Source organism: Enterobacter sp. SCRI0065, from assembly GCF_059766475.1.
Genome location: NZ_JCBAJB010000002.1, coordinates 253,601 through 278,147, shown reverse-complemented (window position 1 = coordinate 278,147; position 24,547 = coordinate 253,601). Strand labels below are relative to the sequence as shown.

Genomic DNA, 24,547 nt, shown 5'->3' with positions numbered 1-24,547 from the left:
ATGAAACCTGTCGCAGTGAAGACAAAAGGTAACCTATGAGTCAGAGCCATTTCTTTGCCCATCTCTCCCGCTTAAAGCTAATTAACCGCTGGCCATTAATGCGTAACGTTCGCACCGAGAACGTCTCCGAGCACAGTTTGCAGGTGGCGATGGTCGCCCACGCGCTTGCCGCGATTAAAAATCGCAAATTCAACGGACAGGTGAACGCCGAGCGAATCGCCCTGCTCGCGATGTACCACGATGCTTCTGAAGTGTTAACCGGTGACTTGCCGACGCCTGTCAAATATTTCAACACCCAAATCGCTCAGGAATACAAAGCGATTGAAAAGATTGCTCAGCAAAAGCTGGTCGATATGGTGCCGGAAGAACTTCGTGATATTTTTGCACCGCTGATCGATGAACATCAGTGCAGCGAAGAGGAAAGGCTGTTGGTCAAACAGGCTGATGCGTTATGCGCGTATCTTAAATGTCTGGAAGAACTTTCCGCCGGCAATAATGAGTTCTCATTGGCAAAAACGCGTCTGGAAAAAACGCTAGAGTCTCGCCGTAGCGAAGAGATGGATTATTTTATGCAGGTTTTTGTGCCGAGCTTTCAGCTATCGCTCGATGAGATAAGCCAGGATTCACCGCTATAAGCATGGTGCCCGGCGTTGGTCGGGCACAGAAACTCAAAACGGGAATAGCACTGGGATCAGCACCACGCACACCATCATCACCAAAAGGGTAAACGGCACGCCGAGCTTCACGAAATCACTGAATTTGTAATTCCCTGGCCCCAGAACCAGCGTGTTGACCGGTGAAGAGACGGGCGTCATAAAGGCAGCAGATGCCGCCATCGCCACCATCATGGCAAAAGGATACGGTGAGACGTCCATCGATTTTGCCATCGCCAGCGCGATGGGTGCCATCAGTACCGCCGTTGCCGTATTGGAGATAAAAAGACCTATCGTTGCGCACATGACGAACAGACACACCAGCATCAGGTATGGGCCATACCCGCCTCCGACATCCATGAGTCCTTTGACGATCAAATCCACGCCACCCGTTTTTTGCAGCGCTAATGCAAACGGCATCATCCCCACGATGAGAATAATGCTTGGCCAGTGTATGGCCTTATAGGCGCTTTCCGCGTCGATGCAGCGGAATTTCCCCATCAGTAAACACGCGATAATGGCTGCCACCGGGTTAGGAATTTCATCGGTCAACATTAAGGCGACCATTAGCACCAAACAAAAAATCGCGTGCGGTGCCTGGCTATGCGCGGGCGAGGCGTCACTTTCTTCGACAGGAACATTGAGCACCACGAAATCGCGGCCTCTTTGCCCTAGCTGGCTGATAAGCTTCCAGTTACCCACCACCAGGAAAATATCCCCTAGCTCGATGGGCTCATCAACGACGGCACCGTCCATCGCCACACCTCCGCGCTTCAAACCGACGACATTCAGGCCGTAGCGGGTGCGAAAGCCCATTTCCCTTACGGTTTTACCCAACAGTTCTGAATCGGGAATTAATGACACTTCTGCCATCCCCACATCAAGCGCCTGGTCTGAGAAGTATTCGCCGCGCAGAACCATGGGTTCCAGCAGTTGTTCGCTACAAAATTCGCGCAGATCGACTTCGGCTGTCGACATATCGATAAGCAATACATCCCTGGCGCGAAATTCAGACACGCCGTTAACGTTGACAATCACCCGCCGAAACCGCCGCCAGCGCTCTACACCGATGATGTTGGCACCATAGCGTTCACGCAGTTTAAGATCGTCCAGACGCTGCCCAATTAACGGCGAACCCGGACGAATTGCCAGGCGGCGAGCGCGCCCCGTCAGGCGATACTCTTTAATCAAATCGCGGAAGGTGCGTCGACGCCAGCCGTCACGGTGGTTATTTTTGTCTTCGCCTTTCAGCGCGAAGCGGGTCAGCAACATGTAAAACACCCCGAGGACCAGAACCACCAGCCCAATCGGCGTCACGCTAAAAAAGCTAAATCCGGCGTATCCTTCCCGCAGCAGCTCGCTGTTCACCACCAGGTTAGGTGGCGTCGCAACCAGCGTCATCATCCCGCTGATAAGCCCCGCAAAGCTGAGCGGCATCATCAGACGCGAAGGTGAAGTTTGCATCCGCATTGACACACTAAGAACGACGGGAATAAAAATGGCAACCACCCCGGTTGAGCTCATAAAAGCGCCAAGCCCTGCCACCGTTAGCATCAGGTAAATCAGCATTTTGGTTTCGCTGCTGCCTGCCACCTTGATAAGCCATGCGCCCATCACCGTCGCCACACCGGTCCTGACCAAACCATCGCCGATAATAAACAGCGCGGCAATCAGGATGACGTTAGGATCGCTAAATCCCGAAAAGGCTTCTGAAAGGGTTAATGTGCCGCTCAGAACAAAGGCGACAATAACCAGCAACGCAACGGCATCCATGCGCACTTTGCCGGTTGCAAAAAGAATGATGGCGATAGCAAGCAGGCTCAACACCCAAATCAGTTCACCGTTCACAACGTTTCCTTGTCAGGGAGAGGGGGTGGAATTTTGCCACAAAAAAGCCCCAACAATGTGGGGCTTAATCAAGGGATTACATTTTCAGGGAAACGGTTACATTCCCATCAGATAGCTTGTGTACCGAGAGCGCCTGTAGCGAGGTGAGAACAAAATCGACCTCATCGAGTCGCGGTGAATCAGCGGGAACATTCACGGCAATGACGTGGCACCCGGCGTTAAGCCCGGCTAGCACACCAGCAGAAGCATCTTCGACAACCACACACTCCGCAGGCTGGAGTCCGAGCAATTCGGCTCCCAGCAAAAACGCATCAGGTTCAGGTTTACCACGCTTAACACGCTCGGCAGTAACAAACACTTCTGGCATTGGCAAACCCGCCGCTTTGTGGCGCGCATGCGCAACGGGGATGGAACCAGAGGTCACGATAGCCCACGGAATTGACGCTTCGTTCAAATGCTGTAGTAGCTCAAGGGCCCCCGGCAGCGCAACGATACCTTGGGTATCTGTGGCCTCGATTTGTTCAAGCCAGGTGAACTCCGACTGAATTTCTTCTTCGGTTCTTCCCGCCAGGAAGTGTCGCAAAGAGGTAATGGCCTGTTTGCCATGGATGAAATTCAGCACGTCCTGATGGTCAATGCCATGCCTGTCGGCCCAGTGGCACCACGAACGCTCCACAACCGGCAGCGAATCCACCAGCGTACCGTCCAAATCAAACAGAAAACCTTTACACTGCACACTCACCTCCCTCAGGCATTAATGATTTGTTGGATCTCGTTATTACTCAAATGGTATTGACGCGGGCAAGCGTGCCACACGCTTAACATGCGTTGATATTTTTCCCACATCGGCGTTTGCGAGTTAAAGCCGTGGGTACCGGCATCGAAATGGGTGTAACGACCTTCAGTATTGACCATAAAGCGGACATAGCTCAGATACCGGGATTCTGTCGCCACATCAAAACCGAGGAACGTGACGCGACGCTCGTCAATGGTCTGCGAATCTTTAAGGTTCGTCCAGGACACATGCAGAGCGTGGTACATCTCCATAATATCAATAACGGTGCGGCAGATTTCTTCCGTCATCTCACCGTACTCACGGTCCAGTTCGCGCATTTGTAAACCAAAGCCACGTTCCACGATGGTCTGCAAGCGGCTGTAGCGCTCAGCGTTATCGGGATCAAGCATAGTCATCATCTTGTACTGATTAGACAAAATCAGACGTTGAGCATGGGTCATTTCCATCTTTCGACTCCTGTGGCGCATGGCACTTAAAAAAAAGACACGGTAACTGTTTGTTACTGTGCCTTCTTTTTCAGATCGTTTCGATGATCAATCACAAGTCATCAAGGAATGTTTTATCAAGTTGTTTAAATGCGCGTTTGAGCGTATCCGCCAGCGCCTGGTAATCAGGCTTTCCTTCTACTGGGGCAAGCGTCTGGCCCGCGTCCTGAAGTTTACCGCGCACTTCATAAAACCAGTGTAAAATAGTAGGGGGTAGCGGCGTGACTGAACGCTTGCCCAGCCACCAGAGTCCTTGCATCGGCAAGCTAAGCGCAAATAGCGCCGTAGCGACCGCGGGACCGAGTTGGCCACCTAATGCAATTTGCCAGCACAGCGTAAACACGGCGACGGGCGGCATAAAGCGGATCGCATAGCGCGTCATCCGGATGGCGCGGTTATCAACAAACACTGGCGCGAGGCGCTTTTCCAGCGGCCACGTCTTGGCATAAAGTTGCCCGCGGCGAAACAGGCCAAAGAAGCTCACGGAGGGGTTTTCAGGTGTTGACATGGCTGTACCTCAACTTCACATATAAAAATTAAAATTTTTGTGCAAAACCACAACAGGCTATGACAACGTTCAAAATATTTTGTCATCACTACCCAGTATCGGGTATTCTGTGCCAGCCTCAAAGGGCCTTAGACGAGAATCGTTAACTCGTCAAATTATCGCATATTATGCCATTGTCTGAAAAATGTTCAAAATGGCATAAAATCATATGGATTTCTTTCGTCATGCCAGAAACGTCGTTTGGCATGATGTTAATCATAAATGTTGGCATCCTCTTGCGCTACGCTACGGGATTCACTGACATTTTTTAGCCACGTATCAATAATAGGTACTTCCATGTCGAGTAAGTTAGTACTGGTTCTGAACTGCGGTAGCTCCTCCCTGAAATTCGCCATCATCGATGCGCTCAACGGTGAAGAGTACCTCTCTGGTTTGTCCGAATGTTTCCACCTTCCTGAAGCACGTATCAAATGGAAAATGGACGGCAGCAAACAAGAAGCGGCTTTAGGTGCAGGCGCCGCTCACAGTGAAGCGCTGAACTTTATCGTTAACACTATTCTGGCACAAAAACCAGAACTGTCTGCTCAGTTGACGTCGATCGGTCACCGTATCGTCCACGGTGGTGAAAAATACACCAGCTCCGTCGTCATTGATGAAACCGTCATTCAGGGTATCAAAGATTCCGCTTCTTTTGCACCGCTGCACAACCCAGCGCATTTGATCGGTATCTACGAAGCACTGAAATCCTTCCCGCAGCTGAAAGACAAAAACGTGGCCGTATTTGACACCGCGTTCCATCAGACTATGCCGGAAGAATCTTACCTCTACGCCCTGCCGTACAAACTGTACAAAGAGCATGGTGTACGTCGCTACGGCGCGCACGGTACCAGCCACTTCTACGTGACTCAAGAAGCGGCAAAAATGCTGAACAAACCAGTGGAAGAAGTGAATATCATCACCTGCCACCTGGGCAACGGCGGTTCTGTTTCTGCCATCCGTAACGGCAAGTGTGTTGATACTTCTATGGGTCTAACCCCGCTGGAAGGCCTGGTGATGGGTACGCGTTCTGGCGATATCGATCCGGCTATTATCTTCCACCTGCACGACACCCTGGGCATGAGCGTTGACGAGATCAACAAAATGCTGACCAAAGAGTCTGGCCTGCTGGGTCTGACCGAAGTCACCAGCGACTGCCGTTACGTTGAAGATAACTACGCAGATAAAGAAGACGCAAAACGTGCAATGGACGTTTACTGCCACCGTCTGGCGAAATACATCGGTTCCTACACCGCACTGATGGATGGTCGTCTGGACGCTGTTGTCTTCACTGGTGGCATCGGTGAAAACGCAGCAATGGTTCGCGAACTGTCTCTGGGCAAACTGGGCGTTCTGGGCTTCGATGTTGATCACGAACGTAACCTGGCTGCCCGTTTCGGCAAATCTGGCTACATCAACAAAGAAGGCACAACGCTTGCGATGGTTATCCCAACCAACGAAGAGTTGGTCATCGCACAAGACGCCAACCGTCTGACTGCCTGATACCACACCGCCAGCCATGCTGGCGGTGCTGTTTTGTACCCCGCCCAATGCGGCGGTAACCAAAAGAGGATAAACCGTGTCCCGTACTATTATGCTGATCCCTACCGGAACCAGCGTCGGCCTGACTAGCGTCAGCCTTGGCGTAATCCGTGCTATGGAACGTAAAGGCGTTCGCCTGAGCGTCTTTAAGCCTATCGCTCAACCGCGTGCTGGTGGCGATGCGCCAGACCAGACCACCGCCATTGTGCGTAAAAATTCCAATCTGCCAGCGGCTGAACCGCTGAAGATGAGCCACGTTGAATCTCTGCTGTCCAGCAATCAGAATGATGTGCTGATGGAAGAGATCATCGCCAACTACCACGCAAACGTGCAAGATGCGGAAGTGGTACTGGTAGAAGGCCTGGTTCCGACACGTAAACATCAGTTTGCGCAGTCTCTGAACTATGAAATCGCGAAAACCCTGAATGCAGAAATCGTATTCGTGATGTCTCAGGGTACCGATACGCAAGAGCAGTTGAAAGAACGTATCGAGCTGACTCGCAGCAGCTTCGGCGGCATGAAAAATGCCAACATCACCGGCGTTATCGTTAACAAATTGAACGCACCGGTTGATGAGCAAGGCCGCACACGCCCTGACCTGTCAGAAATTTTCGACGACTCTTCCAAAGCGAAAGTCGTGAAAGTTGATCCAGCTCAGCTGAGCGAAAGCAGCCCGCTGCCAATTCTGGGCGCGGTACCGTGGAGCTTCGACCTGATTGCTACCCGTGCAATCGACATGGCGCGTCACCTGAACGCAACCGTGGTTAACGAAGGCGATATCAACACCCGCCGCGTGAAATCTGTGACCTTCTGTGCGCGTAGTATTCCGCACATGCTGGAACATTTCCGCGCAGGTTCTCTGCTGGTGACTTCCGCCGATCGTCCTGACGTGCTGGTTGCAGCGTGTCTGGCTGCGATGAACGGCGTTGAAATCGGTGCCATCCTGCTGACCGGCGCGTATGAAATGGACGCTCGCGTAAGCAAGTTGTGCGAACGTGCCTTCGCGACTGGCCTGCCGGTATTCATGGTGAATACCAACACCTGGCAGACCTCCCTGAGCCTGCAGAGCTTCAATCTGGAAGTTCCGGTTGACGATCACGAGCGTATCGAGAAAGTTCAGGAATACGTGGCAAGCTTCATCAATGCAGACTGGATCGAATCCCTGACTGCAACGTCCGAGCGTAGCCGTCGTCTGTCTCCACCAGCATTCCGCTACCAGCTGACTGAGCTTGCACGTAAAGCCGGTAAGCGCGTTGTTCTGCCAGAAGGCGACGAACCACGTACGGTAAAAGCAGCAGCAATTTGTGCAGAGCGCGGCATCGCGACCTGTGTGCTGCTGGGTAACCCGGATGAAATCACCCGCGTTGCAGCGTCTCAGGGCGTTGAGCTGGGTTCCGGTATTGAAATCGTCGATCCTGAAGTGGTCCGAGAAAGCTACGTTGCACGTCTGGTTGAGCTGCGTAAGAGCAAAGGCATGACCGAAGCCGTTGCCCGCGAACAGCTGGAAGATAACGTGGTTCTCGGCACGCTGATGCTGGAACAAGACGAAGTTGACGGCCTGGTTTCTGGCGCGGTTCACACCACGGCTAACACCATCCGTCCACCGTTGCAGCTGATCAAAACCGCTCCGGGCAGCTCGCTGGTCTCTTCCGTGTTCTTCATGCTGCTGCCAGAACAGGTTTACGTTTACGGTGACTGTGCGATCAACCCGGATCCAACCGCTGAACAGCTGGCAGAAATTGCTATCCAGTCTGCGGATTCCGCGATTGCCTTCGGTATCGAACCACGCGTTGCAATGCTCTCTTACTCCACCGGTAATTCTGGTGCAGGTAGCGACGTTGAGAAAGTGCGTGAAGCGACCCGTCTGGCGCAGGAAAAACGCCCGGATCTGGTTATCGATGGTCCGTTGCAGTATGACGCCGCCGTTATGGCTGACGTTGCGAAATCCAAAGCACCGAACTCTCCGGTTGCAGGTCGCGCAACCGTGTTCATCTTCCCTGATTTGAACACCGGTAACACCACCTACAAAGCGGTACAACGTTCTGCCGACCTGATCTCCATCGGGCCGATGCTGCAAGGTATGCGCAAGCCGGTGAACGACCTGTCTCGTGGCGCACTGGTTGACGATATCGTCTACACCATCGCTCTGACCGCGATTCAGTCTTCACAGCAACAGCAGTAATATTGTTGTAAATAAAAAGGCGACCACGGTCGCCTTTTTTATTACAGCAGCTCCCGAGCTGCCGACACAATGTCGTGTGCCGTCAGGCCGTACTCCTTCTGCAGGAAATCCTGCGTCCCTACCTGGCCATACCGCTCCTTCACGCCAACGCGACGCATTGGCACCGGACAGGTTTCGACCAACACTTCCGCCACCGCCGATCCCAGCCCGTTATGGATGCTGTGGTTCTCGCAGGTCACGATGCGCCCGGTCTTCTCGGCGTAGTTTTTTACCAGCATCCTGTCGATGGGTTTCAGGGTAAACATATCGATAACAGCGGCGCTGACGCCCTCTTGCTCAAGTTGACGAGCCGCTTCCAGCGCTTCTGCTACCATAATACCGTTAGCAATCAGGGTAATATCGCTGCCTTCGCGCAGGACATTGCCTTTACCAATGGTAAAAGTTGAACCTGGGGCATACACGCTTGGGGCTTGCTTGCGAATCGTCCTGACCCAGTAGAAGCCTTCAAGATCGATAAGCTGGCGCAGAATATCTTCAAACATCACTGCATCGGTCACTTCAAGCACTACCGAGTGGGCAAGACCGCGCACGATCCCCATATCCTCAAATGACATATGCGTTCCGCCGTTGTGACAGGCGGTCACCCCTGCATCGGAGGCAATGACTTTGACATTATTTCGCTGATAATCCAGCGCCATAAACAGCTGGTCGAAGCAGCGGCGGCTGGCAAACGCGGTAAAGGTATGCACAAAAGGTTTACGCCCGGTCAGCGATAACCCAGCTGCAGTGCCGATGACGTTGGCTTCCATGATCCCGCAGTTAATGACGTGCTGCGGGTAATCTCGCGCCACACTGTCCATCGCCATTGAGCTCATCAAATCTGCTTCAAGGGCGATAATCGTGCTTCCGGCCTCAACCTGATTTGCAATAAACCCGGCATACACTTTGCGCATCTCAATCGCGTCTTTTTGTCCTACAGATGCAACCTTAATCATGTGCGGCCTCCAGTTGGCGAATCGTCTCATTAAGCGCGTCTTTAATTTCATCCGTCAGCCGCAGATGGTGGGAGTTGCTCAGCTGTTCAAGATATGGCACTCCCTGCCCTTTGATGCTGTCGAGGATAACGACCAGCGGGCGCGCTTCCGTGGCAGGAGGCAGCGATACCACCTCCAGTAACCCAGGAACGTCATCGCCTTTCACCGTCACCACATCGAAACCAAAGGCGCGGAATTTTCCTTCCAGATCGAACGCACTGATTATCTCGTCCAGCTCACCGTCAAGCTGCTGTTTGTTCCAGTCGACGAATACGGTCAGATTAGTGAGACGGTGATGGGCGATAAACTGGAACGCTTCCCAGCACTGCCCTTCGTTGAGTTCGCCATCGCCGACGATGCAGAAAACACGGTTCACACGGCCCGCCAGCTTGTGCGATAGCGCCATCCCGCCAGCGATAGAAATCCCCTGCCCCAGCGATCCCGTCGTGGCGTCAACACCGCGCGTTTTTAATCGATCCGGGTGACTCGGCAAGCGTGTTCCGTTCTGGTTTAACGTGCTCAACTCTTCCACCGGGAAATAGCCTTTAATCGCCAGAGTGCTGTAGAGCGCCGGGCCTGCATGGCCTTTTGATAACACAAAATAATCGCGCTCAGGCCAGTCAGGATCGGCGGGGTCAATTTTCATCACCGCGCCATATAACACGGCCAGCGTTTCCACCACCGACATACTGCCGCCGTAATGGCCGAACCCAAGTTGGGTCAATGATTTGAGTGTTGCCACGCGAATATCACGGGCCAGTTGCGTTACTTCTTTCACATTCATGATTTAGCTCCGGTGTTTTCCTGAGTCTTACCGCCTGCCGTTTTATTTTTCGCAAACACGTTGTACGCCACCAGCAGCGCGAACAGCGCAACCACCAGCCCTGTAATGGCCATCGGTGACAGGAAGCGCGCCAGATTGCCAAGCACAATCCCGACGGCACCAAAGTCGGCATCCGAGAACGTGGTGTTCGCAAAGCCAATCGCGCCCAGCACAGGCAGCAGCAGAACCGGCAGGAAGGTTATCAGCAGGCCATTAGCAAAGGCGCCTATCATCGCGCCACGACGTCCCCCCGTCGCATTACCGAACACGCCCGCTGTCGCCCCGGTAAAGAAGTGCGGCACGACGCCTGGCAGAATTAATACCCAATTAAGCTGACCACAAATGAACATCCCGACCAGACCACCCAGGAAGCTAAACAGGAAGCCAATCAGCACGGCATTCGGTGCGTAGGGATAGACCACCGGGCAGTCGAGTGCAGGACGCGCATTTGGTACCAGTTTTTCGGAGAAGCCGGTAAAGGCCGGTACGATTTCTGCCAGAATCAGGCGAACACCCTGTAGGATGATGAACACGCCCGCCGCAAAGGTAATGGCCATAATGATGGCGTAGACCAGGTAGTTTTGGCCGCCGCTGAAGGTCGCCTCAACGTATTCACGCCCGGCGCTGACCGCCATGATCAGATAGATGATCATCATGGTCAGGGAGATAGAGATGGAACTGTCGCGCAGGAAGCTTAAGATTTTAGGCAGGTTCATCTCTTCAGTAGATCGAGAGCCTTTTCCGCACTTGCTGCCAATCCAGCCCGAGAGCACATACCCCAACGTTCCGAAGTGACCAAATGCGATGTCATCGTTACCAGTGATGCGCTTCATATAGCGCTGCGCTATCGCCGGGAAGAAGGCCATCACCAGACCGAGAATTAACGAACCGGTAAAGACCAGGCCGATCCCCTCAAAGCCCGCTACCGTCAGGATCACGCCGATCATGCACGCCATATAGAAGGTGTGATGTCCGGTCAGGAAGATGTACTTAAGGCGCGTAAAGCGGGCGACAATAATATTGGCGACCATACCAAACGCCATTATTAGCGCGGTTGATGCACCATATTTCTCCAGCGCAATAGATACGATGGCTTCATTGTTTGGAATAATGCCCTGAATGTTGAAGGCGTGTTCAAACATACCGCCTAATGGATTTAATGACCCGACGAGTACGGTCGCACCGCCGCCCACACAATAAAACCGAGAATCGTTTTAATTGTGCCTTTTACCACATCGGAAAACGGTTTCTTCTGCGCAACCAGTCCGATTAACGCAATTAAGCCAACCAGTACCGATGGGACTTTTAATATATCAACAACGAAGTTCAGCGTTTCGAGGATAAACATATCCACCTCACTATAGTTATTGTTTGTCGAACCAGGCGCAAAGTTGCGTTTCGAGTTCGTTGATATCGATGATGTTGTTGATCACCACCAACTGGTTCTCCGGCACGCTCGCGCTGGCAGCGATATCCTTTGCCATCACGAACAGGTCGGCGGCACCTGGCGTCGCAGATGACAGATCGGAGTGTTCAACTTCCGCTTCAATATTCAGCTTTTTGAGTACTTTTTTAATATTCATTTCGACCATAAAACTACTGCCCAGGCCGGAGCCGCATATCGCCATGATTTTCATTGTTATGCCCTTTTTGAGTAGAGTACGTCCGCATCACGCGTCAGCGTAATGTGTTATGCAATCGGAACAGGTTATAAAACTAGAAGCGTTCGATAATCGCTTTTATTTCCTCCAGGGTCTGTGCGTTATGTAATTCAGCCAAATCGTTATCGCTGGAAAATAATTCAGCCAATGCGGATATCATTTCGATATGGCTATGTTTATCCGGGGCTGCCAGCATAATGATGACATCGACAGGATCAAACTCCCCGGCACCAAATGAAACGCCCTGTTTAAGTTTTAATAATGAGAGGCCCAATCCTTTTGCCCCTTCTTCTGGCCGCGCATGCGGCATTGCTAGCCCCGGTGCCAGCACATAATAGGGTCCTAACGCGTGATGTTGTTCGACGATTGCCGTGACATACTCCGGTGTTATTACATTCATCTCCAGCAGAGGTCTGGCACACTGTTCCAGCGCCTGCGGCCAATTTTCCACGCTGTCTTGTAACGTGATGGTTGCATCATGTATCCAGGTTTTGAGCAATTTATTCTCCTCCCCCCTGCGCCAACAATGAGCAAACTTTATGCAAGCCTCACGCGGATAGCTGCGATCAAGATCACAAAGATAGCGCTACCAATTTCTAACATTCAAAATTGTGATAGCGCTATCAAATTATCATCCTGCGAGGAAATCACAGTAAAAAAAGGGATTTAAGGCGTATACTCAGTTTCACGTGAAGCGAAGGATGATAAGAAAAACGCGTGGTCACCAGGAATTTGTATGTCTCTAACCCGTAAACGACGTAGTACCGGTAAAGTGACGATCTCCGACGTCGCGCAGCTTGCCGGTGTGGGTACTATGACGGTGTCCCGTGCATTGCGCACGCCCGAGCAAGTTTCCGATAAACTACGAGAAAAAATCGAAGCTGCGGTGCATGAACTCGGCTACATGCCCAATCTTGCCGCCAGTGCGCTGGCGTCAGCGTCGTCGAGGACCATTGCGATGGTCGTACCAAATCTTGCTGAAGATGGTTGTTCCGAAATGTTCGCCGGGCTACAGCAGGTGCTGCAACCTGCCGGATATCAGATAATGCTGGCAGAGTCCCAACATCGCCTTGAGCAAGAGGAAAAACTCCTTGAAACGCTGCTGGCATCTAACATTGCTGCCGCAATTTTACTCAGCGTTGAACATACCGACACCGTTCGTCATTGGCTGAAAAATGCCTCTATTCCCGTAATGGAAATGGGCGCTATGCGTGCCGATCCCATTGATATGAATATCGGCATCGATAACGTTGCCGCGATGTACGAAATCACAGAACTGGTCATTCAACGTGGGTATCAGAATATTGGTTTGCTGTGCGCCAACCAGGAGCAGTGGATTTTCCAGCAGCATCTACAAGGCTGGTATAAAGCCATGTTGCGCCATCATATGTCACCAAATCGAGTGATTAACGCAGCGCTTCCACCGAGTTTCTCCACCGGCGCGTCGCAACTGCCAGAGTTTTTGCTGGCGTGGCCGGAACTGGATGCACTGGTCTGTGTTTCAGATGAGCTGGCGTGCGGCGTGTTATATGAGTGCCAGCGCAGGCGTATTAAAGTCCCTGACGATCTGGCAGTGGTAGGTTTTGGTGATAGTGACGTCAGTCGCGTTTGCCAACCACCGCTGACCACGATGGCGGTGCCGCATCGAAAAATTGGCATTGAAGCCGGTCGCGCGTTGCTGGAACGCCTGGGTGATGGAGACTGGAGCGATCAGAAAACTATCGCCTCCAGCCTGTGCTTACGGGAGAGTTGCTGAATTTTATTCAGCTTCTTCCTGTTTCTCTGGTCTGGTCGATTCGTTCCTGGCATTGCGGGTCATCCACAGTGCCAGCGCTTTCAATGAATCCGGCGTGAACTCATCGCAACGCGCCGTGATCTCTTCCGGCGTCATCCAGCTTACTTCACTGACCTCTTCTTCCTGAAGTGCAAACGGGCCGTGGGATACGCAGCTGAACAGCCCGCCCCAGACGCGGCAGTTTTTGTCTTCAAAATAGAATTGACCGTGTTCGGCAAAAGGGACACCGGCAATACCGAGTTCTTCTTCTGCTTCGCGGCGCGCGGAATCCAGCAGGATTTCATCAGCCTGGACTACACCACCCGCTGTGGCATCCAGCATACCCGGCAGAAAATCTTTCGTATCAGTACGTCGCTGTACCAGGATCTTACCCATACCATCGTGCACAACGATGTAAGTTGCGCGATGACGCAGACGCTCTGCGCGCATTTGCTCGCGGCTGGCCTGTGCAATCACCTCATTGTCTTCGCTGACAATATCAACCCACTCTGTACTTGCCAATTGACTCTGCTCCACCATCGGGAACCCTTCTCGATTAAGCGCTCTTTCGGCGCGTTTGACGTTTGAGGTGTAACTTACGGATTAATGCTGACCTGCGCAATAACTTGCTGATCATTAAGTGCGATAACACGCAGTTGATTATCTTCGAGCATGCCATAGCTCGGCGCGTACCCGCCTTTCGGGATACTGACTGAGCCTGGGTTGAAATGCACAATGCTGCCCTGCTTCTCCGCCACCGGAATATGAGTATGGCCGTAAACCAGCACATCGCCAGTCGCCAGAACGGGCAGGTTATCCGGGCCAAACAGATGACCGTGAGTCAAAAACAAACGGCATTTTTCCAGCAGTACCTGTTGCCAGGGCGCGGTTATGGGGAATTGAAGTAACATTTGGTCAACTTCGCTATCGCAATTCCCGCGCACGGCAATAATCTGGCTGGCGTACAGGTTCAGCTTTTCGGCGACCTGTGCCGGGGCATAACCTTCTGGCAACGCATTGCGCGGACCATGATTAAGCACGTCCCCCAGGATAACCAACCACTGCGCACCGCTTTGCTCAAACAGCGATAACACACGTTCTGTGGCGGGCAGCGATCCGTGGATATCCGATGCAAACATCAGTTTCATCAGTCACTCCTTGCAAAATACACGCTCTATTATACCTCAACCCGCCAGGCTAATCAGCCTGGACGCTTAGCCGAAAGCGCCACAAACCGCTGTACTGAGGCCCGCTGCCATTGAAACGTTGCATAATCCGCCAGCGCTGGCGGCACGTCGTCACCGTTGAGCACCAGGCGGTTGAGCATCAGGGCCAGATCGGCATCGGCGATGCACCATTCACCAAACAAATTTGGGTTACCGTGTGAAAGCAATTGCGTAGCCATGTCGAAGAGTTTATTCGCACAGGCTAAACCTGCTTGTGTTAACGCTGGCTTTTTTACGCCGCCAAAAATAACGTCAGTGGAGCGTTGCTCACGGATCGGTACCAAATCGCTACGCAGCCACGCCTGGATCTGACGTGCGCGAGCGCGCTTTTGCATATCGTGTGGATAAATACGCTCCCATTCCGGCGGGGCAAAACGATCTTCGAGATACTCGGCGATCGCCGATGATTCGCTCAGCTCAAATCCGTCAATCTCCAGAACCGGGACGCGACGCGTTAAGGCGTAACCCTGCCAGTCCGGATTAAGATGGTCACCGCGATCGAGATCGACGGATTTGAGGGTAAATGACAGCCCTTTTTCCGCCAGCGCGACGTACACGCTCATGACGTAAGGTGAGTAAAAATTGGCATCGGACCACAGGGTAATCGCAGGTTGGCTCATAACATCCTCATCAGCTGATCGGTTTACATCCAACATATAATCTCTTCTCTTCCCTGTCACTTGATGAAAACTCACGATTTCAACAAGCACCTATACTCGTTTTATGCCTTGAAAAAATCACGACAGGAGTTGAGATGATTGACCTCTATTATGCCCCTACGCCAAACGGCCATAAGATCACCCTTTTTCTGGAAGAGACACAGCTGGATTACCGCCTCATTAAGGTGAATATCAGCAAAGGCGATCAGTTTCGTGCCGATTTTCTCGCCATTTCGCCGAATAACAAAATACCCGCCATCGTCGATAACGAACCCGTGGATGGCGGCAGGCCGATAAGCTTGTTTGAATCCGGCGAAATCTTGCTTTATCTGGCAGAAAAAACAAACAAACTTCTGAGTGGTGAACTGCGAGAGCGTCACCACACGTTGCAATGGCTTTTCTGGCAGGCGAGCGGTCTTGGACCAATGCTCGGACAGAATCATCATTTCAATCATTTTGCCCCGCAAACCCTGCCCTATGCTATCGAACGCTATCAGGTTGAAACGCAGAGACTTTACGGCGTTATGAACAAGCGGCTGGAGGCATCGCCGTGGCTTGGAGGCGACCATTATAGTATTGCCGATATCGCCTGTTGGCCGTGGATTAACGCCCATGAACGCCAGCGAATCGACCTGAACATGTATCCAGCGGTCAATAACTGGTTCGAGCGGATTCGTCATCGCCCGGCAACAGAACGCGCGATGTTGAAAGCACAGCAAATATAAGCGCGAGCCCCGTTGAGCGAGTCTGATTTCCTCATGTATCATGGCAAAAATAATGAATGGAGAAAGCCTGCAATGTCACAGCATGACGCTATTATTCGTATAAAAAACTTACGCTTACGTACATTTATTGGAATTAAACCCGAAGAGATAGAGAACCGTCAGGATATCCTTATCAACGTGGTGATTCACTATCCTGCGGATAAGGCGCGAGCCAGCGAGGATATCAACGACGCACTGAACTACCGCACCATCACTAAAAACATTATCAATTACGTAGAAAACAACCGTTTCTCGTTGCTTGAAAAATTAACTCAGGATGTGCTCGACCTCGCACGCGAACATCACTGGGTCACTTATGCTGAGGTAGAGATCGATAAACTTCACGCGCTGCGCTATGCCGACTCCGTCTCCATGACGTTGAGCTGGCGGCGGTAGGCGCAACTCAGGAGGTGGTATGAAGATTCTGATGACGGGTGGAACCGGGCTGATTGGCCGCCATCTCATTTCGCGCCTGCAGGTGCTTAGCCACGATATCACCGTGGTGACGCGCAGCCCGGATAAAGCACGCCAGGTGCTGGGCAACCAGGTTGGCATCTGGAAAGGGCTGGCGGAACATCAGAATCTCGACGGCTTTGACGCGGTCATCAACCTTGCCGGAGAACCTATCGCAGATAAACGCTGGACGGCGGAACAAAAGCAACGCTTATGCGACAGCCGGTGGAACATAACGCAAAAACTTGTAGACCTGTTTCACGCCAGCGACAACCCGCCCTCAGTGTTGATTTCCGGCTCGGCGGCAGGTTATTACGGTGACCTCGGCGAAGTGGTCGTCACTGAAGAAGAACCCCCGCATAACGAATTTACCCACAAACTTTGCGCCCGCTGGGAGCAAATCGCCTGCGGTGCGCAAAGCGATAACACGCGCGTTTGCCTGTTGCGTACCGGCGTGGTGCTCGCGCCGAAAGGCGGCATTCTGGCAAAAATGCTCCCGGTCTTTAAGCTTGGGCTTGGCGGCCCGATGGGTACCGGACGGCAATATCTGGCGTGGATACATATCGACGACATGGTGAATGGCATACTTTGGCTGCTGGATAACGACCTGCGCGGACCGTTCAACATGGTCTCGCCGTATCCGGTACGTAACGAGCAGTTTGCCCATGCGCTGGGTCATGCCCTTAAGCGCCCTGCCGTATTGCGCGCGCCCGCCACGGCAATCCGCCTGATGATGGGCGAATCATCGGTGCTGGTATTAGGCGGGCAGCGTGCGCTGCCCAAACGCCTGGAAGCAGCCGGATTTGCCTTTAGATGGTATGACTTAGAAGAAGCACTTGAGGATGTGGTGGGTTAAAGCCGCCGCGTTGCTATGTTACTGTTATCAGCCTGACTCATCGGAAAGGCGCGATTATGGCAACGATTACCACTCCTCGGCTTCGCCTTACACCGTTCGAACCTTTTGACTGGGCGTTTTTTCGCAGGCTGCGCGAAGACCGCACTATCATGCGCTATATGGCCACTATCTCTCCTGAAAAAGAGACCCGGCGCGTATTCGCCGCACGTCTGACAGCGCCGCATACTTTTATTATTCGCGCTCATAACGACGACACACCCCTGGGCGATATTGGGTTGCAAATCAGCACACAGAATCGCGAAGAAGCCGATATTGGTTATACGGTCGTGCCTGCTGCGCAGGGGAAAGGCATCGCCAGCGAAGCGCTGCGTGCGGTGTGTGAGTACGCGTTTAATCAAACGGGCGTAAAAGCGATTAACGCTTACGTGCTGGCCGATAATAGCGGGTCGGTGCGGGTATTAGAGAAAGCGGGATTTGTGCGCACGCAGGTGCTGGTAAAAGCCTATGAGATTGACGGCGTGCGCTACGACGACTGGGCTTATCGGTTGGAGTGCGGTTAGGGTAAGAGGGAACATGTGGCTCAGTTGGCCGTTCCGTTCACTTCAAGTTTCGCGCTTCTCTTTGATGGCGGGACCGGTGGACGTGCCATGGCGACTCAATCGCCGCCATGGCAACCCTGGCTCCCGGCAAGAAAAAACCAGCCTACTTCAGCGATCCTTTCAGGAACTGTTGCAGGCGCGGGCTTTTCGGATTCGCTAATACCTCATCCGGATGCCCCTGCTCTTCAATTTTCCCCTGATGCAGGAAGATAACGTGGTTAGAGACGTTACGCGCAAAGCCCATTTCGTGCGTCACTACCACCATCGTTTTCCCCTCTTCGGCAAGCTGCTGCATAATGCGCAGCACCTCTCCCACCAGTTCAGGATCGAGTGCCGAAGTCGGTTCATCGAACAGCAGCACTTCGGGCTCCATCGCCAACGCGCGAGCGATGGACACGCGCTGCTGTTGACCGCCAGACAAATGCACCGGATATTTAATTTGCTGGCGCTCGTCGATACCCACCTTTGCCAGATACTTTTCTGCGCGCGCCCGGGCCTCCTGTTTGCTCAAGCCCAAAACCTGAATGGGCGCTTCCATGACGTTCTCCAGCACCGTCATGTGGCTCCAGAGGTTAAAATGCTGGAACACCATCGTCAGGCGGGTACGTAACAGACGTAGCTGATGTTTATCAGCCACTTTTAGCTGCCCGTCTTTGTCGCGCACCAGATTGATGGTCTGTCCGCTGACCACAATCGAGCCTTCACTCGGTTTTTCGAGGAAGTTAATACAGCGCAGGAAGGTACTCTTTCCCGAGCCGGATGAGCCAATAATACTGATGACATCGCCCGCGTTTGCCTGCAACGACACCCCTTTCAGCACTTCATGTTCGCCGTAGCGCTTGTGCAAGTCGATAACGTTTAGTTTGTTCTCAGCCATCATATTCTCAGTGCGTCGAAGGTTTTACATGCTGCAGCCAGCGTTTTTCCGCTTTGCGGAACAGGCTAATCAGGACGTATGAAATGATTAAATACAACACCGCAGCAATACCGAATGCGGTAAAGGGCTGATAAGTCGCCGAGTTAATATCACGGGCGATTTTCAGCAAATCCGGTACGGTAGCAGTAAACGCCAGCGCGGTGGAATGCAGCATTAAAATCACTTCATTGCTGTAGGCAGGCAGCGCAATACGCAGCGCCGACGGCAGAATGATACAGCGATAAAGCTTCACCGAAGAGAATCCATAGGCGCGACCAGCTTCAATCTCACCGTAAGGCACAGAGCGGATCGCTCCGGCAAAAATCTCGGTGGTATACGCACAGGTATTCAGCGTCAGCGCCAGCACGGTACAGTTCAGCCCACTGCGAAAGAAGGCATTGAGCATCTCGGTGCCTTTCACAATTTCCAGCGTGTACATTCCGGAATAAAACACCAGGAGCTGAACGTACAGCGGCGTACCGCGAAAGATATAGGTGAATAACCAGATGGGGAAGCGTATATATTTGTTATTCGATACCCGTCCGATGGCGAGAAATATCGCCAGAATGCCGCCGACAACCACAGAAGAAATCAGCAGCCACAGCGTGATTGCTACGCCAGTGAAGCGATAGCCATCGGTCCACAGCAGCGATTTCCAGTATTCCTGAATAATCTCAATCACAGGTCAGCCCTCTTCACACCCACGGAGTAGCGACGTTCGAGCAGCAGCAGCACACCATTGGAAACGGTCGTAAAGACCAGATAGATAACGCCACACACGACGGCAAAGTAGAAGGGTTCCCAGGTACTTTTACCGGCAAGTTGAGTGGCCTTAACAACGTCTTCCAGCCCTAACAGAGAAACCAGCGCCGTTGCTTTCAGAATTACCTGCCAGTTGTTGCCAATGCCTGGTAAGGCAAAGCGCATCATGGCCGGGAACATAATCCGGCGGAAAATTTGCGACGAGGTAAAACCAAAGGCGGTAGCCGCCTCGATATGTCCTTTAGGAACCGCCAGAAATGCGCCACGGAAGGTTTCTGTAAAATAGGCACCGTAGATAAAGCCCAGGGTGATAATACCGGCCACCATCGGGTCAATATCCAACTGCGCGACGCCAAGTGCATCCGTCACGCTATTCACCGCGATTTGCAGGCCGTAAAAAATGAGCAGCATCAGCACCAGATCCGGAACACCGCGAATCAGCGTGGTATAACCTTCGAAGATCAGTGCGGACATGCGATTGCTCGAGAGCTTCGCTCCCGCACCCACCAGACCTATTAGCACTGCCAGCACCACGGAACTGAGGGCCAGTTCGAGAGTGACAAGCGCGCCTTGTAAAATAACGCCAGAAAATCCGTACAGCATACCGCCTGCCCTGTCGTGTCGTGAGTGGTCAAACCGTGTCTTTTCCCCTCTCTTATCGAGAGGGGCCGCACGTTATTAAACGGGGTGATTAACCGCCGTAGACATCAAAGTCGAAGTACTTTTTCGCCAGTTTTTCGTAAGTGCCATCAGCGCGCATTTCAGCGAACGCTTTATTCAGCGCTTCACGCAGTTCGTTATCTTCTTTACGCAGGCCCATACCGGTGCCGACGCCAAAGAGTTTTTCATCCTTAATAGACGGGCCGCCAAATTTGTAATCTTTACCGGCAGGCTGCTTCAGGAATCCTTCGCTTGCGGCAACTTCGTCCTGGAACGCGGCGTCAATACGCCCCGCAGTCAGGTCGGCGTAAATGTTTTCCTGACCCTGATAAGAGACGATTTCAATCCCTTTCGGAGCCCAGTGTTCATTGCCATAGGTTTCTTGAGTTGTGCCCTGCAATACGCCGACGCGTTTGCCTTTCAGGGACTCAAGCGTTGGCTGAATATCAGACGCGTTGGCCACCACCAGACGGGAATCCGCAGCATAAAGCTTGTCGGTGAAGGCAATCTCCTGCTGACGTTTTTCGGTGATTGAGAGAGAAGACATAATCACGTCGATTTTCCTGGCTTTCAGCGAAGGGATAAGCGCGTCCAGCGGGTTTTCAACGTAGGTACATTGCGTTTTAATACGCTTACACAACTCATTTGCCAAATCGATATCAAAACCAACCAGCTCTCCCTTCGCATTCTTAGATTCGAACGGAGCATAAGTTGGATCGGTACCAATACGAACTTTTTGCGGAATGGCTGCGAATGCCGCGGTAGCGCTGGAAAAAGCCAACGCCAGTGAAAGTGACAACACCAGTTTTTTCATATTTATCCTCAACAAACTGTCTTCATACGGGATTTTACGACGCGGGGTTGTCATTAATGTGCCATTAATTCCCTCGGCAAGGCAAAGTAAAATCCCCGTCGAGTGGTAATTATTGCATGATTAATGCTTAACTATGCAATCAGCGATCCAATATGGTGCACCATCTGCACCATATTGGAACATTCACACCTTCATTGCACCGCGCTGGTGAATCACTATGGCGCGCGTCACATCAAAGATGATTAATCACCGTATACGTTGAAGTCGAAATATTTTTTCGCCAGTTTGTCATAAGTACCGTCTTTGCGCAGTTCGGCAAAGGCTTTATCGAACGCGGCTTTCAGCTCGGCATCATCTTTACGCAAGCCAATCCCGGTACCGTCGCCAAAGTATTTTTTATCTTTCACGGACGGGCCAGCAAAGGCGAATTCTTTCCCTGCTGGCTGCTTGAGGAAGCCTTCGCTCGCTGCAACTTCATCCTGGAATGCGGCATCCAGACGCCCCGCTGCCAGATCGGAATAAATCAGATCCTGATTCTGGTAAGCAACAACATCAACCCCTTTTTCACGCCAGTCGGCGTTGGCAAAACTTTCCTGGGTCGAGCCCTGGAGCACGCCCACGTGTTTGCCTTTCAGCGATTCAATGGTCGGTTTAATCACAGAGCCTTTCGCAGCAATCAGACGAGAGTCAGCTGCATAGAGCTTGTCAGAGAAAGCAATTTCCTGCTGACGCTTCTCGGTGATGGAAAGTGAGGAGATGATGGCATCGATTTTCTTGGCTTTCAGAGACGGGATTAACGCATCAAAGTCACTGCCTACCCATGTGCATTTCACCTGCATGCGTTTGCACATCTCATTTCCCAGATCGATATCAAAGCCAACAAAATCGCCTTTCGCATCTTTAGAAGAGAATGGCGCGTAGGTGGCGTCAGTACCGATACGCACTGTCTGAGGGAGTGCTGCATAGCTGCCTGCAGCAGCACTTAACCCCACCAGCAAAGAGAGAGCCAGAACCGTCTTCTTCATACATTTACCCTCAAGTATCGTGATTTTATTATGGTTTGTGTTGTGTGTTGTAGTGCAGGCGTTCTCTTGCAGGTCTTATGCCACATTCTCATCGGGTCGAAAATTCGACGTTAAATATGTTAATAAAACGTTGCGATATTGCCTTAATGGTGAAAGATAGCAGGTCTGCCGAACGAACCGCAGAGGGAAAAAGGGAAAAAACGAATTAAATGTTGAGGATATGATCGCTGTTGCATATTTGCCCTGAAACAGGGCAAGTTGGCTTTTCATGCACTCATGTTGTGCGGGGTGCTAAGCGCCTTGCCAGCGGGTAAACAGATCTTCGGGCAGGTCGATATCAAACTGATCAAGCACGCGGTTAACGGTCTGATTAATCACGTCATCCAGCGTTTGTGGGCGATGATAAAAAGCCGGAACCGGAGGCATGATCACCGCACCCAGTTCAGAAGCCTGCGTCATCAAGCGCAAATGTCCCAGATGCAGAGGGGTTTCGCGCACGCAGAGCACGAGCGGACGTCGCTCTTTAAGCACGACATCAGCAGCCCGGGTCACCAGCGTATCGGTATAGCTGTTCACGATGCCGGACAGCGTTTTAATCGAACAGGGCAGGATAACCATTCCGGCAGTTTTATAAGAGCCGGAAGAGATGCTGGCAGCGATATCACGGGCATCATGAACCACGTTTGCCAGTGACTGGACATCGCGCAAGGAAAAATCGGTTTCGAGCGTGAGGGTCTGACGCGCAGCCTGACTCATGACCAGATGGGTTTCGACCTCAGCCACGTCGCGCAATACTTGTAGCAACCGTACGCCGTAAATAGCGCCACTGGCACCTGAGATCCCTACGATGAGTCGTTTCATGATTTCGCCCTTTCTTGTATCAGGGCAGACTTTGCAGGATTTTGCGGGGAGTTGCAAGTGAGGGCTCGCACCCTCACTTGCTAAGGCTTTAGCCTTCGTTGTGCATCTCTAAACTTTCAAGATCGTTCTGCATCTGTACGGCTTTGACGTCGTCGTTACGCAGCGAATCAAGATAGTCGAGGTATTGCTGATCAACATCTTTCGTCACGTAGATACCGTTGAACACCGAACATTCGAACTGCTGAATATCCGGGTTCTCTGCGCGTACCGCGTCAATCAGATCGCTGAGATCCTGGAAAATCAATCCGTCGGCACCGATGATCTGGCGAATCTCATCCACTTCGCGGCCATGTGCAATCAGCTCGTTCGCAGTAGGCATATCAATACCATAAACGTTCGGGAAGCGAATTTCTGGTGCCGCAGACGCCAGATAGACCTTCTTCGCGCCCGCTTCACGTGCCATCTCGATGATCTGCTCGGAAGTGGTACCCCGCACGATGGAATCATCCACCAGCAGTACGTTCTTATCGCGGAACTCAGCACGGTTAGCGTTTAGCTTACGGCGCACCGATTTACGGCGCAGCTGCTGGCCCGGCATGATAAAGGTACGGCCAACGTAGCGGTTCTTAACGAAACCCTGACGATACGGTTTATCCAGAATACGTGCGATTTCCAGCGCGATATCGCAGGAGGTTTCCGGAATCGGAATGACTACGTCGATATCAAGATCGTCCCACTCGCGGGCAATTTTTTCACCGAGTTTGGTTCCCATATTAACGCGAGCGCTGTACACGGAAATTTTATCGATGAAGGAATCCGGGCGGGCAAAGTACACGTACTCGAACAGGCACGGATTGCTCACCGGGTTTTCCGCACACTGACGAGTAAACAGCTGGCCTTTTTCGGTGATATACACCGCTTCACCCGGCGCAACATCACGCAGGAACTCAAAGCCCAGCGTATCAAGCGCCACGCTCTCAGAGGCCACCATGTATTCGGTACGGCCATCGCCTAAATCGCGTTTGCCCAGTACCAGCGGACGGATACCGTTCGGGTCGCGGAAGGCAACCATACCGTGACCGATGATCATCGCGACGCAGGCGTACGCACCGCGGATTAAGCGATTCGTCGCGGCTACGGCGGCAAAAACGTTATCGGCTTCCAGTGGATAATGACGGAAGTTATCCAGCTCACTCGCAAAGATGTTGAGCAGAATTTCAGAATCAGAAGTGGTGTTAATGTGACGACGCTTCTCTTCGAACAGCTTTTTACGCAGTTCGTGGGCGTTGGTCAGGTTACCGTTGTGGGCAAGAGTGATGCCATACGGAGAGTTCACGTAGAATGGCTGAGCCTCAGAGGCGCTGGAACTGCCAGCGGTCGGGTAACGAACGTGGCCGATACCCATATTGCCCTGAAGACGCTGCATATGACGGGCTTCAAACACATCGTTGACCAGGCCATTCGCTTTGCGTAAACGGAAGCAGTTGTTTGCATCAATCGTGATGATACCCGCAGCATCCTGCCCACGGTGCTGGAGCACCGATAACGCGTCATAAATAGACTGGTTTACCGGCATGAAACCGGCGATACCGACAATCCCGCACATACGT

General features: G+C 52.3%; 26 protein-coding genes and 1 pseudogene. 8 read left to right on the top strand and 19 right to left on the bottom strand.

What is annotated here, in order from left to right:
* The first annotated feature begins 35 nt into the window (after positions 1 to 35).
* A complete protein-coding gene (yfbR, locus tag AC6EMZ_RS07220) occupies positions 36 to 635 on the top strand; it encodes a 5'-deoxynucleotidase (RefSeq protein ID WP_498401783.1) in 600 nt (199 codons plus the stop codon).
* 33 nt (positions 636 to 668) lie between these two features.
* Here the strand turns inward: yfbR and AC6EMZ_RS07215 are convergent, their stop codons facing one another.
* The 4 genes from AC6EMZ_RS07215 to yfbV all read right to left on the bottom strand — a co-directional run bounded on the left by AC6EMZ_RS07215 (position 669) and on the right by yfbV (position 4,290).
* Positions 669 to 2,501 carry an SLC13 family permease gene (locus tag AC6EMZ_RS07215; protein WP_498401782.1) on the bottom strand — a complete coding sequence of 611 codons (1,833 nt, stop codon included), beginning with the start codon at positions 2,499 to 2,501 and terminating at the stop codon, positions 669 to 671.
* Positions 2,502 to 2,577: 76 nt separating this feature from the next.
* Positions 2,578 to 3,237 (bottom strand): sugar phosphatase, encoded by a 660-nt coding sequence (locus tag AC6EMZ_RS07210; RefSeq protein WP_498401781.1) that lies wholly within the window; start codon positions 3,235 to 3,237, stop codon positions 2,578 to 2,580.
* Positions 3,238 to 3,248: 11 nt separating this feature from the next.
* Positions 3,249 to 3,743 carry a YfbU family protein gene (locus tag AC6EMZ_RS07205; RefSeq protein WP_498401780.1) on the bottom strand — a complete coding sequence of 165 codons (495 nt, stop codon included), beginning with the start codon at positions 3,741 to 3,743 and terminating at the stop codon, positions 3,249 to 3,251.
* Positions 3,744 to 3,834: 91 nt separating this feature from the next.
* On the bottom strand, positions 3,835 to 4,290 hold the full coding sequence (gene yfbV / locus AC6EMZ_RS07200) for a terminus macrodomain insulation protein YfbV (protein ID WP_498401778.1): 456 nt from the start codon (positions 4,288 to 4,290) through the stop codon (positions 3,835 to 3,837).
* A gap of 336 nt (positions 4,291 to 4,626) precedes the next feature.
* Here yfbV and ackA point away from each other — a divergent pair, with 336 nt between their 5' ends.
* Both ackA and pta read left to right on the top strand, forming a co-directional pair.
* Positions 4,627 to 5,829, top strand: coding sequence for an acetate kinase (gene ackA, locus AC6EMZ_RS07195; RefSeq protein ID WP_498401777.1), 1,203 nt, complete (start codon positions 4,627 to 4,629; stop codon positions 5,827 to 5,829).
* Between the two features lie 76 nt (positions 5,830 to 5,905).
* Positions 5,906 to 8,050, top strand: coding sequence for a phosphate acetyltransferase (pta, locus tag AC6EMZ_RS07190; protein ID WP_498401776.1), 2,145 nt, complete (start codon positions 5,906 to 5,908; stop codon positions 8,048 to 8,050).
* Between the two features lie 41 nt (positions 8,051 to 8,091).
* Here the strand turns inward: pta and AC6EMZ_RS07185 are convergent, their stop codons facing one another.
* From AC6EMZ_RS07185 to AC6EMZ_RS07165, 5 genes and pseudogenes are all read right to left on the bottom strand, one after another.
* Positions 8,092 to 9,045, bottom strand: coding sequence for a transketolase family protein (locus tag AC6EMZ_RS07185; protein WP_498401775.1), 954 nt, complete (start codon positions 9,043 to 9,045; stop codon positions 8,092 to 8,094).
* Complete coding sequence (locus AC6EMZ_RS07180) at positions 9,038 to 9,868, bottom strand: transketolase (protein ID WP_498401774.1); 831 nt, start codon at positions 9,866 to 9,868, stop codon at positions 9,038 to 9,040. The genes AC6EMZ_RS07185 and AC6EMZ_RS07180 overlap by 8 nt, the downstream gene beginning before the upstream one ends.
* A pseudogene (locus AC6EMZ_RS07175) lies at positions 9,865 to 11,255 on the bottom strand (PTS ascorbate transporter subunit IIC). Before AC6EMZ_RS07175 ends, AC6EMZ_RS07180 begins: the two are co-directional and overlap by 4 nt.
* 16 nt (positions 11,256 to 11,271) lie before the next feature.
* Entirely contained in the window at positions 11,272 to 11,544 is a 273-nt protein-coding gene (locus AC6EMZ_RS07170) for a PTS sugar transporter subunit IIB (protein WP_498401773.1), read from the bottom strand.
* Positions 11,545 to 11,623: 79 nt separating this feature from the next.
* A complete protein-coding gene (locus AC6EMZ_RS07165) occupies positions 11,624 to 12,067 on the bottom strand; it encodes a PTS sugar transporter subunit IIA (RefSeq protein WP_498401772.1) in 444 nt (147 codons plus the stop codon).
* Positions 12,068 to 12,304: 237 nt separating this feature from the next.
* On the opposite strand from AC6EMZ_RS07165, the gene AC6EMZ_RS07160 reads away from it, so the two are divergent.
* On the top strand, positions 12,305 to 13,324 hold the full coding sequence (locus tag AC6EMZ_RS07160; RefSeq protein WP_498401771.1) for a LacI family DNA-binding transcriptional regulator: 1,020 nt from the start codon (positions 12,305 to 12,307) through the stop codon (positions 13,322 to 13,324).
* A 3-nt stretch (positions 13,325 to 13,327) separates the two neighbouring features.
* On the opposite strand, the gene yfcD is transcribed toward AC6EMZ_RS07160, so the two are convergent.
* From yfcD to yfcF, 3 genes are read right to left on the bottom strand one after another with little or no spacing between them, the layout of a single operon-like run.
* Positions 13,328 to 13,882, bottom strand: coding sequence for an NUDIX hydrolase YfcD (yfcD, locus tag AC6EMZ_RS07155; RefSeq protein ID WP_498401770.1), 555 nt, complete (start codon positions 13,880 to 13,882; stop codon positions 13,328 to 13,330).
* A gap of 56 nt (positions 13,883 to 13,938) precedes the next feature.
* Positions 13,939 to 14,490 (bottom strand): phosphodiesterase, encoded by a 552-nt coding sequence (gene yfcE / locus AC6EMZ_RS07150; RefSeq protein WP_498401769.1) that lies wholly within the window; start codon positions 14,488 to 14,490, stop codon positions 13,939 to 13,941.
* 53 nt (positions 14,491 to 14,543) lie between these two features.
* Positions 14,544 to 15,188 carry a glutathione transferase gene (yfcF, locus tag AC6EMZ_RS07145; protein ID WP_498401768.1) on the bottom strand — a complete coding sequence of 215 codons (645 nt, stop codon included), beginning with the start codon at positions 15,186 to 15,188 and terminating at the stop codon, positions 14,544 to 14,546.
* A gap of 134 nt (positions 15,189 to 15,322) precedes the next feature.
* Between yfcF and yfcG the strand changes: the two genes are divergently transcribed.
* The 4 genes from yfcG to AC6EMZ_RS07125 all read left to right on the top strand — a co-directional run bounded on the left by yfcG (position 15,323) and on the right by AC6EMZ_RS07125 (position 17,860).
* On the top strand, positions 15,323 to 15,952 hold the full coding sequence (gene yfcG / locus AC6EMZ_RS07140; protein WP_498401767.1) for a GSH-dependent disulfide bond oxidoreductase: 630 nt from the start codon (positions 15,323 to 15,325) through the stop codon (positions 15,950 to 15,952).
* Between the two features lie 72 nt (positions 15,953 to 16,024).
* Positions 16,025 to 16,387: a dihydroneopterin triphosphate 2'-epimerase gene (gene folX / locus AC6EMZ_RS07135; RefSeq protein ID WP_498401766.1), complete on the top strand. Its 363-nt coding sequence runs from the start codon at positions 16,025 to 16,027 to the stop codon at positions 16,385 to 16,387.
* 19 nt (positions 16,388 to 16,406) lie between these two features.
* Positions 16,407 to 17,300, top strand: coding sequence for a TIGR01777 family oxidoreductase (locus tag AC6EMZ_RS07130; RefSeq protein ID WP_498401765.1), 894 nt, complete (start codon positions 16,407 to 16,409; stop codon positions 17,298 to 17,300).
* A 56-nt stretch (positions 17,301 to 17,356) separates the two neighbouring features.
* Positions 17,357 to 17,860, top strand: coding sequence for a GNAT family N-acetyltransferase (locus AC6EMZ_RS07125; RefSeq protein ID WP_498401764.1), 504 nt, complete (start codon positions 17,357 to 17,359; stop codon positions 17,858 to 17,860).
* A 142-nt stretch (positions 17,861 to 18,002) separates the two neighbouring features.
* Here the strand turns inward: AC6EMZ_RS07125 and hisP are convergent, their stop codons facing one another.
* The 7 genes from hisP to purF all read right to left on the bottom strand — a co-directional run bounded on the left by hisP (position 18,003) and on the right by purF (position 24,543).
* Entirely contained in the window at positions 18,003 to 18,776 is a 774-nt protein-coding gene (gene hisP / locus AC6EMZ_RS07120; protein WP_498401763.1) for a histidine ABC transporter ATP-binding protein HisP, read from the bottom strand.
* A gap of 7 nt (positions 18,777 to 18,783) precedes the next feature.
* The gene (locus AC6EMZ_RS07115; RefSeq protein WP_498401762.1) at positions 18,784 to 19,497 is read right to left on the bottom strand and encodes an ABC transporter permease; all 714 of its coding nucleotides are present in this window, start codon (positions 19,495 to 19,497) and stop codon (positions 18,784 to 18,786) included.
* On the bottom strand, positions 19,494 to 20,180 hold the full coding sequence (locus AC6EMZ_RS07110; protein WP_498401760.1) for a histidine ABC transporter permease HisQ: 687 nt from the start codon (positions 20,178 to 20,180) through the stop codon (positions 19,494 to 19,496). Before AC6EMZ_RS07110 ends, AC6EMZ_RS07115 begins: the two co-directional genes overlap by 4 nt.
* An 88-nt stretch (positions 20,181 to 20,268) precedes the next feature.
* On the bottom strand, positions 20,269 to 21,051 hold the full coding sequence (gene hisJ, locus AC6EMZ_RS07105) for a histidine ABC transporter substrate-binding protein HisJ (protein ID WP_498401758.1): 783 nt from the start codon (positions 21,049 to 21,051) through the stop codon (positions 20,269 to 20,271).
* A gap of 242 nt (positions 21,052 to 21,293) precedes the next feature.
* Positions 21,294 to 22,076, bottom strand: a complete 783-nt coding sequence (argT, locus tag AC6EMZ_RS07100; protein WP_498401757.1) for a lysine/arginine/ornithine ABC transporter substrate-binding protein ArgT — start codon at positions 22,074 to 22,076, stop codon at positions 21,294 to 21,296.
* A 291-nt stretch (positions 22,077 to 22,367) separates the two neighbouring features.
* A complete protein-coding gene (locus AC6EMZ_RS07095) occupies positions 22,368 to 22,937 on the bottom strand; it encodes a UbiX family flavin prenyltransferase (RefSeq protein WP_498401756.1) in 570 nt (189 codons plus the stop codon).
* A gap of 88 nt (positions 22,938 to 23,025) precedes the next feature.
* Positions 23,026 to 24,543, bottom strand: coding sequence for an amidophosphoribosyltransferase (gene purF / locus AC6EMZ_RS07090; protein WP_498401755.1), 1,518 nt, complete (start codon positions 24,541 to 24,543; stop codon positions 23,026 to 23,028).
* Positions 24,544 to 24,547: the final 4 nt, after the last annotated feature.